The organism is Methylobacterium amylolyticum, from assembly GCF_030700245.1.
Taxonomy (GTDB): domain Bacteria; phylum Pseudomonadota; class Alphaproteobacteria; order Rhizobiales; family Beijerinckiaceae; genus Methylobacterium.
This window is the reverse complement of record NZ_JAUYZI010000114.1, coordinates 1-5185: the sequence shown is the minus strand read 5'-3', so window position 1 is coordinate 5185 and position 5185 is coordinate 1. Positions and strand designations below refer to the sequence as shown.

7 protein-coding genes are annotated in these 5185 nt (G+C 73.9%); 3 read left to right on the top strand and 4 right to left on the bottom strand.

The window, feature by feature from the left end:
* Window positions 1–189, top strand: a 189-nt coding sequence (locus Q8W71_RS32370) for a transposase (protein ID WP_305527823.1), incomplete at its 5' end; no start/stop codon positions are given.
* Here Q8W71_RS32370 and Q8W71_RS32365 read toward each other — a convergent pair.
* The 3 genes from Q8W71_RS32365 to Q8W71_RS32355 all read right to left on the bottom strand — a co-directional run bounded on the left by Q8W71_RS32365 (window position 160) and on the right by Q8W71_RS32355 (window position 1750).
* Window positions 160–609, bottom strand: a complete 450-nt coding sequence (locus tag Q8W71_RS32365) for a nitronate monooxygenase (protein ID WP_305529427.1) — start codon at window positions 607–609, stop codon at window positions 160–162. The two genes, Q8W71_RS32370 and Q8W71_RS32365, sit on opposite strands and share 30 nt — an antisense overlap.
* A gap of 29 nt (window positions 610–638) precedes the next feature.
* On the bottom strand, window positions 639–1037 hold the full coding sequence (locus tag Q8W71_RS32360; protein ID WP_305529426.1) for a cupin domain-containing protein: 399 nt from the start codon (window positions 1035–1037) through the stop codon (window positions 639–641).
* 89 nt (window positions 1038–1126) lie between these two features.
* Window positions 1127–1750 carry a ribonuclease D gene (locus tag Q8W71_RS32355; protein ID WP_305529425.1) on the bottom strand — a complete coding sequence of 208 codons (624 nt, stop codon included), beginning with the start codon at window positions 1748–1750 and terminating at the stop codon, window positions 1127–1129.
* A 77-nt stretch (window positions 1751–1827) separates the two neighbouring features.
* Here Q8W71_RS32355 and Q8W71_RS32350 point away from each other — a divergent pair, with 77 nt between their 5' ends.
* Window positions 1828–2256 (top strand): cupin domain-containing protein, encoded by a 429-nt coding sequence (locus Q8W71_RS32350; RefSeq protein ID WP_305529428.1) that lies wholly within the window; start codon window positions 1828–1830, stop codon window positions 2254–2256.
* 7 nt (window positions 2257–2263) lie between these two features.
* Here the strand turns inward: Q8W71_RS32350 and yddG are convergent, their stop codons facing one another.
* A complete protein-coding gene (gene yddG, locus Q8W71_RS32345) occupies window positions 2264–3139 on the bottom strand; it encodes an aromatic amino acid exporter YddG (protein ID WP_305529424.1) in 876 nt (291 codons plus the stop codon).
* A 575-nt stretch (window positions 3140–3714) separates the two neighbouring features.
* On the opposite strand from yddG, the gene Q8W71_RS32340 reads away from it, so the two are divergent.
* Window positions 3715–5185: aldehyde dehydrogenase family protein (locus Q8W71_RS32340; RefSeq protein WP_305529423.1), on the top strand; the 1471-nt coding region annotated here is incomplete at its 3' end.

Below are 5185 nucleotides of genomic sequence, written 5' to 3'. Positions count from 1 at the left end.
TCAAGCGCGCTGAAGCGCTTCGCCGCCAGCTTGCAGCGCGACGCCGCCGGCATCACGAACGCCATCGCGCTGCCGTGGTCGACCGGCCCGGCGGAGGGCCACATCAGTCGCCTGAAGATGATCAAGCGCAGCATGTACGGACGCGCCGGCTTCGAGTTGCTACGGCAGCGCGTCCTCTGCGCTGTCTGACCCGCCACACAAAGTGACGCAGAACCACACGATCGCCGGCCCCGCCTCCAGGATCGCGCGGCACTGCGCGTCGAAATCCGGCGGCGCGGCCTCGCCCGCCTCGGGCGGGACCTCCGGCCCCCAGCGACCGAGGAAGTCGCGTACCCGCGCCTCGTGGTCCCGGTCGCGGGCGGGCGCCGGGTCGGGGATCCAGGTGTTGATCTGGAAGGCGCTGTTCGAGGCGGCCCGCGCCGCCCGCGCCCAGGCCAGGATCTCGTCCGGCCGCATCAGCAGCGCGCCGCAGGCGCCCAGCCCCCCGGCGCTCGACACCGCCGCCGAGAGGGCCGGCGGGGTGGCCCCGGCCATCGGCGCGAGCAGGATCGGCACCCGCAGCCCGAACCGCGCGCAGAAGGCCTCGGCCCGCTCGATCGCCGGATTCATCGCGGCCCTCCCCTGCCCCGCCGGCGCCGTCACTCGGGCGCCGGGCTGGCGAGCGGCTTACCGGCCTCGGTCACGAAGGTCACCACCGCCCGGGTCTGCCCGTCGCCGGTCTTGAGCGCGTGCGGGGTGCCGGCCGGGATCGCCCAGGAATCGCCGGCCTTCACCGCCCGGTCCGGCTGGCCCTGCACGGACAGGATGCCCTCCCCGGCGACGAGGTAGCCCATCTCCACGCCGGGATGGGTGTGGCGGGGGATCGTCCCCTGCGGGGGGACCGTGACGAGGTAGGTCGCGGCCCGGTGCCCCGGGTCGGGGTAGCTCAGCGCCTGCAACTCCGTGCGGGTCGCGCCCGCCTGCTGCGCCGCGGCCGGGGCCGTACCGAGCCCCGCGGCCGCGATCCCGGCCAGGATCGCCCCGATCCGCACATCCATCCCCGCCTCCCCGATTCGAGAGCGGCGCATGAAACCACGCTCCCGAGTGCGAAGACACGTCGGCGGAGCGGCCGCCGAGACAGACGGCGCTAGCTGTGCGCGAAGATGTCGGTCTCCGGCCAGCCGTCCAGGTCGAGCCGGGCGCGGGTGGGCAGGAACGCGAAGCAGGCGGCGGCGAGGTCGGTGCGGCCCTCGCGGGCAAGCATGGCGTCGAGCCGGTCCCGCGCGGCGTGCAGGTGGAGCACGTCCGAGGCGGCGTAGTCGAGCTGCGCCTGCGACAGGGTCTCCGCGCCCCAGTCGGAGGATTGCTGCTGCTTCGACAGGTCGACGCCCACCGTCTCGCGCACCACGTCCTTCAGCCCGTGCCGGTCGGTGTAGGTGCGCGCGAGCTTCGAGGCGATCTTGGTGCAGTAGACCGGCGCCGGCATGACGCCCAGGCGCCGGTAGAGCACCGCGAGGTCGAACCGCGCGAAGTGGAAGATCTTCTGCACCGTCGGGTCGGCCAGGACGCGGGCGAGGTTCGCCGGCTCCGGGCCGCCGGGGAGGATCTGCACGACGTCCGCCGTGCCGTCGCCGGTGGAGAGCTGCACCACGCAGAGCCGGTCGCGGTGCGGGTTGAGGCCGAGCGTCTCGGTGTCGACCGCCACCGCGGAGCCCGCCGCGTAGTCGGCGGGCAGGTCGCCGCGGTGCAGGCGGATGGTCGGGCTCGGCATGTTTTTCGGGCTCTCGGGCTGTGCGGCCGGTAGCATCGGCGCCAGATCGCGGCAAGCGAGGCGAGGACGGGGCGATGATGAACGCGGCGGAGGTGATCGCGACGCTCGGGCTGAAGCCCCATCCGGAGGGCGGCCACTACCGCGAGACGTTCCGCGATCCCCGCACCGTCGACGGCCGCTCGGTCGGCACCGCGATCTACTTCCTGCTCGATGTCGGCGAGGTCTCGGCGTGGCACCGGGTCGACGCCGCCGAGATCTGGCACTGGCACGCGGGCGCGCCGCTGGTGCTGACGGTGAGCCCGAACGGGCACGACGCCGCGGCCGTCCATCTCGGGCCGGACCTCGCGCGCGGGCAGCGGCCGCAATGCGTGGTCCCGGCCGGTCACTGGCAGACGGCCACCAGCCTCGGCGCCTGGACGCTGGTGGGCTGCACCGTCTCGCCGGGCTTCGACTTCGCCGGCTTCGAGATGGCGCCGCCCGACTGGCGGCCGACGCCGCGGGGCTGAGGGCGCCTCAGGCCGGGGCCGCCCGCGAGGCGCGCACGGCGAGCAGCGCGCCGGCCACGATCAGTCCGCAAGCGACCGCCAGCGCCGCGCTCGCGGCCGCGTAGCCGGTCGCCACCAGGATCAGCGTCGAGAGCACCGGCGCCGCGTAGGCGACGACCCCGAGCAGCCGCACGTCGCCGCGCTTGCAGCCGACATCCCAGAGGTAGAACGCCGCCCCCACCGGTCCGAGGCCGAGCAGCGCCACCGCGCCCCACTCGGCGGCACCGGACGGCCATACGGTGGTCTCCAGGCCGAGATGGCACAGCAGGCTCAGGGCGGCGGTGACGAGGCAGAAGCCGGCGACCGCATCGGTCGGCACCGCGCCGACCCGGGCCGACAACACCGAGTAGCCCGCCCAGACGAAGGCGGCGAGGAACGCGGCGGCGTAGCCCGGCAGCGCAGCGGCGGAGAAGCCGAGGCCGCCGCGGCCGGCGAACAGGATCGCCACACCCGCGAGCCCAAGGCCGGCCCCCGCGAGATGGCCGGCCCGCAGGCCGCCGGCCCCCGGCAGGCGCGCGGAGAACAGCACGATCAGCAGCGGCCACAGGTAGCTGATCAACCCCGCCTCCGCGGGCGGGGCGAGGCGCAGGGCGCTGAAGTACAGCGCGTGATAGCCGAACAAGCCGCCGACCCCGAGCAGCCAGACCGGCCAGGGCTGGACCAGGGCCCGGGCGCGGGACGGACGGGCGATCCAGGTCGCGGAGCCGACCAGCCCGCCGATCAGGAAGGTCATCGCCGCGAGCTGGAACGGCGGCACCGCGCCCGAGGCTGCGGTGAACAGCGCGAGCAGCGCCCACAGCCCGATCGCGCCGAGCCCGACGAGCGTGGCGGTGTTGCGCGTCACGGGCGGGAGACGCTGGACTGGACGGGGGCCGGCATGGCGCCGCGCTAGCACGCCCGGGCCGCGCCGGGCTACCGGGCGCAGCCTCAGACCCGCCATGGCAGGAAGGCCGGGCTGCCGTGGAATCCAAGTTCGTATTCGCCGAATTTGCGCGTCCGCAGCCGCCCCGTGCATCGTCAGGCTGAAGGCCCGCAGTGTCGCCACCAGCTCGATGGACTGGCCGCGGATGCTGGGCCGACGAAGTGCCGATCCGCTCCGCGAGGCAGAAGGTCCCGAAGGCCTCGATCGCCGGGATGATCGGGCCCGCCGATTCCGACGGCGACATCACTCGACAGCAGCGAGCAGGCAGCCGAGGCCGGCATCGCCGGCCCGAAGCGGCGGCTCGCCGGACCGCCGATCGCCGTCACCGACGTCCACGTCATCGGCCTGCCCCTCGGGACGCTCGCGGCGTCGCTCTGCGGCCTGGTCTGCGGCACCGGCGACAGGGAACCGGGTTACTCCGGCGTCATCCGGATGATCGAGGGCGGGGACGCGCCCGCCGCGTCCTGGTGTATGCGCGAACCGACCAAGGAGTCAGCATGTCCGTATCCCAGACCGCGCCCGGCACCCTCTCGAAGCAGATGCTGATCGGCGGCGCGTGGGTCCCCGCTGCGTCGGGGGAGACGATCACCGTCGAGAATCCGGGTCGGCGCGAGCCGATCGGCGCGGTGCCCCGGGGGGGGAAGGCGGATGTCGAGCGCGCGGTGGACGCGGCCGCGGCGGCGTTCCCGGCTTGGTCCCGCGTCGCCGCGCGCGACCGCGGCCGCCTGCTGCTGGCGATCGGCGAGGCGCTGGAGGCGCGCCAGGAGGAGATGGCCCGCCTGATCGCCACCGAGACCGGCAACGCCCTGCGCACCCAGGCGCGCGGCGAGGCGCGGATCGTCGCCGACGCCTTCCGCTACTTCGGCGGCCTCGCGGGCGAATTGAAGGGCGTCACGATTCCGTTGGGCGAAGGCCAGCTCAGCTACTCCCGGCGAGAGCCCCTCGGGGTGGTGGGCGCGATCGTCCCCTGGAACGCCCCGGCGCAGCTCGCCGCGCTCAAGATCGCCCCGGCGGTCTGCGCCGGCAACACGATCGTGCTCAAGGCCGCCGAGGACGCGCCGCTCGCCGTGCTGATGATCGCCGAGATCTGCCAGGAGCACCTGCCGGCCGGCGTCGTCAACGTGGTCACCGGCTACGGAAAGGAGTGCGGCGAGCCCCTGGCCGCCCACCCGCTGGTGCGCAAGGTCAGCTTCACCGGCTCGACCGCGGTCGGCAAGGCGATCATGCGCGCCGCCGCCGAGCGGATCGCGCCGGTCTCCCTCGAACTCGGGGGCAAGAGCCCGTCGATCGTCTACCCCGACGCCGACGAGGATTGGGTGCTCGACGGGATCATCGCCTCGATGCGGTTCACCCGCCAGAGCCAGTCCTGCACCGCCGGATCGCGGCTGTTCCTCCACGCCGACATCTACGACGGGTTCCTCGACCGGCTGGTCTCCCGGGTCTCGGCCCTGACGATCGGCGATCCCCTGGACGAGGCCACCGACATCGGCGCGATCATCAACGAGCGCCAGTTCACGAAGGTCTGCGGCTACGTGGCGGACGGGCTGAGCCGGCCGGAGGCGCGCCTCGTCACCGGCGGCCTGCCGCCCAAAGACGGCCCGCTGACCCGCGGCTACTTCGCGCTGCCGACGATCTTCGCCGACACCTCGAACGACTGGCGGCTCGCCCGGGAGGAGATCTTCGGGCCCGTCCTCGTGGCGATCCCCTGGCGCGACGAGGACGCGGCGATCCGCATGGCCAACGACAGCCATTACGGGCTCGCCGCCTACATCTGGTCCCGCGACATCGGGCGGGCGCTGCGGGCCGCCCACGCCGTCGAGGCCGGCTGGGTCCAGGTCAACCAGGGCGGGGGCCAAGCGCTCGGCCAGTCCTACGGCGGCATCAAGGAGAGCGGCATCGGCCGCGAGATGTCGCTCGAAGGCATGCTCGACAGCTTCACCGAGACGAAGAGCGTGAACGTCAACCTCG